The sequence below is a fragment of the Faecalibacterium longum genome, assembly GCF_040094125.1.
GTDB lineage: Bacteria > Bacillota > Clostridia > Oscillospirales > Ruminococcaceae > Faecalibacterium > Faecalibacterium longum.
The window spans coordinates 1-4472 of sequence record NZ_JBBNIH010000153.1; the positions used below are offsets into that span (position 1 = coordinate 1).

At 51.3% G+C, this 4472-nt stretch carries 4 protein-coding genes; all 4 read right to left on the reverse strand.

The window, feature by feature from the left end; genetic code table 11:
* The coding region (locus AAAU26_RS09460) for a DNA topoisomerase (RefSeq protein ID WP_227619732.1) at positions 1-1769 on the reverse strand (1769 nt) is incomplete at its 3' end.
* On the reverse strand, positions 1756-3381 hold the full coding sequence (locus tag AAAU26_RS09465; RefSeq protein WP_227619733.1) for a recombinase family protein: 1626 nt from the start codon (positions 3379-3381) through the stop codon (positions 1756-1758). The genes AAAU26_RS09465 and AAAU26_RS09460, both read right to left, overlap by 14 nt.
* Positions 3382-3474: 93 nt before the next feature.
* Positions 3475-3657 (reverse strand): hypothetical protein, encoded by a 183-nt coding sequence (locus AAAU26_RS09470; protein WP_005924684.1) that lies wholly within the window; start codon positions 3655-3657, stop codon positions 3475-3477.
* Positions 3658-3880: 223 nt separating this feature from the next.
* On the reverse strand, positions 3881-4222 hold the full coding sequence (locus tag AAAU26_RS09475) for a helix-turn-helix domain-containing protein (RefSeq protein ID WP_097778515.1): 342 nt from the start codon (positions 4220-4222) through the stop codon (positions 3881-3883).
* Positions 4223-4472: the final 250 nt, after the last annotated feature.

Genomic DNA, 4472 nt, shown 5'->3' on the forward strand with positions numbered 1-4472 from the left:
GCTTCACAGGACAGCAGCACGGTGGCGTTGTAGGTCTTGCCCTTGGCACTGCGGCAGTCCTTCAGACGCACACGGCCATCCCGCAGCAGCTTGTCCGCCACATGAGCGTCCAGTCGCTTGCCCAGACGCTTAAAGAACGCATTGTCCTTCCACAGCACAAAACGGCACTCCCGGTTCTCGCAGAACCAGCCCTTTTCACGCTCCACAACATTTGCACCACAGTTCGGACAGACACCAATAATCTTGCTTTTCATAAGTGCATTCGCTCCCTTCGCAGCCTCGGTGGTTTTTACCAGCGAGGAGATCGTCTCTTTGATTTCAGTCATAAAAGTTTCCGGCTCCATTTCGCCACGCTCGATTTGCAGCAGTTTCGCTTCCCAATCAGCGGTCATTTCCGGGGATTGAATTTCTTCGGGCATCACGGTAATCAATGCCTTGCCCTTGTCGGTGGGCAGCAGCACCTTGGCTTTCTTGCTGCCCTTGCGCTCCAGAAAGCCCTTCTGCACCAGCTTTTCGATGGTGGCGGCTCTGGTAGCCGGGGTGCCGATGCCCTGACGTTCCACGCCCTCCGGCATACTGTCTGCACTGGCGGTTTCCATCGCATGAAGTAGAAGGTCCTCGGTGAAATGCTTCGGCGGGGACGTTTGCCCCTCTTTCAGTTCGGCACCGGCAACGCTGCACTGGCTCTGCTCCTGCACATCCGGCAGAACAGCCGGTTCTTTCTGCTTGCCCAGCAGCTCGCCCAGCATTTTTCGCTCCACCGCTTTCCATCCCTCGGACAGCACAACTTTGCCTTTTGCGGTAAATTTTTCGCCTGCGCAGATGGTAGTCAAGGTGGTTTCTGCATAGCAGTAAGGTTCACCCACGGCGCAGAGCAGCTGTGCGGCAATCAGCCGCAGGATATTCCGCTCCCCGGCAGGGAGGGCGGCAAGGTCTGCTTTTGCCATGCTTTTCGTGGGCAGCAGCGCATGATGGTCGGTGACTTTGCTGCCATTGATGACCTGCTGCACATGGATGGGAAACGGTTTCTCCACGGCAAACGCCCCGCCCGTATCTGCCACAAGCCCCGGAAGGGATGCCGCAATATCCTCCGTCAAAAATCGGCTGTCCGTGCGGGGATAAGTGATGAGCCGCTTTTCGTAAAGACTTTGGGCATAATCCAAGGTCTGCTGCGCCGTAAATCCCAACAGACGGTTTGCATCCCGCTGCAATGCGGTAAGGTCATAGAGCTGCGGCGGGCTTTCGGACTTTTCCTTGCGTTCCATCTTCTGCACCGTAACACGCTCCTCCTTTCGGCATTTGGAAAGCAGCAGTTCTGCATCCGCTTTCTGAGCAAACCGTTTGCTAGATGCTGTACCGCCGTCTGCAAGGGTCAGGGCAACCGTGTAGAATTTCTCCGGCACAAAGGCGGCGATGGCAGCTTCCCGGACAACCGTCATGGCAAGTACCGGGGTCATAACACGCCCCACCGCCAGCGGTTGACCGTACAGGCACGAAAAAAGCCGGGACGCATTGATGCCGACCATCCAGTCGGCACGTTCCCGGCAGAGTGCTGCGTTGTACAGCGCATCGTATTCAGTTGACGGTTTCAGGTGGGCGAACCCTTCTCGGATGGCATTTTCCTCCATGCTGGACAGCCACAGGCGGGAAAAGGGCTTTTTGCACCCAGCCTGCTGGTACACCAAGCGGAAGATCAGTTCTCCCTCACGTCCGGAATCTGTAGGATAGTTCTCGGAGGTGACTTTTCTGACATTGTTACTCGATGGCATCCAATGGGCCGATAAAGCGGTAGAAAATCTGGATTTTCTGGACGTATTCGCCATCGACCTTTTCCGCTTTGGATACCAGAATCTTGTCAATCAGCTGATGCAGAATCTTATAGTTCAGTTCGGTGATGCCAGCGTACTTGCTGACTTCATCAATAAAATCCTGAATCTTGTCCAGCTGACCGTGTTCAGCACGGCCTTCCCGCTCGTACTGCTCAATCTTCTCGGTCAGTTCAGCCTGTTCTTTGTCGTAGCGATCTGCAAGCATTTGAAAACGTTTCTCCGGGAGAAGTCCCTTTGATACGTCCTCATAAAGTTTTGCATACAGGTCTTCGATTTCTGCGATTCGTGCTTTACACTGCTTCAAATCCCGTTTGTGCTGCGCCCGGTCAGAGGACATCCGGAGGTGCATCTGATTTGCAATCTTCTTCACAAGGGCTTCCCGATTGCTCACAGCGGCCTTTGCGTGTGCCTGAATGTCCGCAAGGACAGCTTCATGCAGAACACGGGCTTCCAAGTTGTGAGAGTCACAGGCTTTCGCACCATATTTCCGATAAGTGCTGCAACAATAAAAGGTCTGATCCAGAACACTATTACGTTTGCGCCTGTGCTCAACCTTGACTAACATCGTTCTGCCGCAGTCTGCACAGCGGACGATGCCTTTGAAGATATTGTCGTAGTCGGTCTTATCGCACATAAAACTACTGGAACGGCTGTAAAGGATTCGCTGCACGTTCTCCCAACGGTCTTGTGGGATGATTGCTTCATGTGTATTCGGAACGATAGCGCGTTCTTCAAAAGGAATATAACGCCGCTTTTTGGATTTCATGGACACGGTGGGCTTGGCTTCATAGATGATGTGTCCGGCGTAGACCGGGCTGTGCAGAACCTGACTGATATAGGCACTGTCCCAATCATACATCTTTTCATCATCAATAAAGCGGCCAAACATCTCTTTCTTGTAGTAACACGGCTTCAAGACTTTTTCATCGTGGAGCCGCTTGGCGATGCGGTGAAGCCCCAGCCCTTCCTCTGCCATTGAATAGATATACTCAACAACGGGGGCGGTGTTCGGGTCGATCACAAGGTGATTGTGGTCGGCAGGGTCTTTCTGGTAGCCAAACGGTGCGCCGCTGGAGATATACTTTCCGCTTTTCTTGCGTGTCCGAAGGGCACTCTTGATTTTTCGGGAAGTGTCTTTGGCGTACATTTCATTGATGATGTTTCGGAACGGGGCAATATCCATCTGAGATTGCTCGTTGGAATCATAACCATCGTTGATTGCAATATAGCGGACACCGTGTTCAGGAAAGAAGATTTCCATATACGTTCCGGTTTCGATGTGGTTGCGTCCAAGTCGGGACTGGTCTTTGGTAATGACTGTTGCCACCTTTCCTTCCCGGATATCATCCAGAAGTTCCTGAAAGGCAGGGCGGTCAGAGTTCGTACCGCTGTAACCATCATCAACATAGTACTGGCAATTCCCGAAACCGTTGCGTGTGGCATACTCCATAAGCATCGCCTTTTGAGTGCGGATGCTCAGGCTTTCGCTGTTTGAACCGTCATCTTTTGACAGCCGGCAGTATAAAGCAGTTACTTTTTTGTCCTTTTCCATGTGTACCTCCATAATGGAAAAGAGACCTCATCAATCACATTGTAGCGGATGCTGCGTGATGATGCAAGCCCTTTTCCGCAGTAAAACGTCCAATTAGCCAGCGGCGAGATACGATTCGGCAGTTTTACGAATTTCTTCTTCCGCAAGCCGCTGAAAAAGCGTATTCATCGGCACATTGCCGATATAATGGCGTTCCACGATCAGGCGCACGGACTTCGGACTTCTCGGCGCACGTTTGCGTGTGGTGGGCTTCTTCTCAGATTTTTCTTTGTTCAAGGGCAGACCTCCTCATTCATGTGGTGCAAATACGGAAAGGAATGGATGGATTCTATTCGTTTTTCTCTTTTTGTTTTATTACGTTGGTTAGGTGAAAGTTTTCTTTGATACAGTCTTAAAGGCTGCTATACTGCATAGGAAAAATATCTTTTGCAGATGCCATTAAGAATCTGCATCACAGAATCGTGATTTTGGCGGTTCTTGAATCGTGAAAAACGCAGAACTATTCAACATTTGGAATTTTCACAAAGATGTGATTGGGCGAAGAAAACCGCGTTCGTCTGCGCTCGATCAATCCCGCAGCGTCCAATTCCTTAAGCGCACTGGAAACACTGACAGTGCTGCGCCCTAGCTGCTCAGCCAAAGAGCAAATCGTAAAAATGACAAACACGAAACCACGTTCATCTATCCAGAGATTTTTCTGCGAGAGCGTGGCACGGTCGAGCAGCAGCGCATAAGTCATTTTTGCAGTCTGGCTCAGGTCAAGTTCCAAAAGGAAGCGTGGGTATGGGAGAAACGGCGGCAGCGGAGTTTGCGTGGTAAGATATTCTGAAATGTTGATCACCTCCAGCTGAAGCAGAAATCAGAAACAAAGAGTATGTAACGAGAATTGGTGGGTTCCAATTCTCCAGTCGCAGAAAAGCACGAAACAAGTGCTCAACTGCGTTAATAAGTTAAGGTCTCCCATATTGGTCCTCGACTTCCCTAGGAGTGGGGAATCGTCCGGCGGCGGGCTTGCACCGCACCATTGGCATTTCAGCCACCCCGTCTTCGTTATGACCGGGCTGCGAGTTACAGAAGTACCTTTTGTGAAG

What these genes read in the sequence shown, in the direction of transcription:
- AAAU26_RS09465 (WP_227619733.1), bottom strand. Translation starts at nt 3,381, where the DNA reads ATGGAAAAGGACAAAAAAGTAACTGCTTTATACTGCCGGCTGTCAAAA.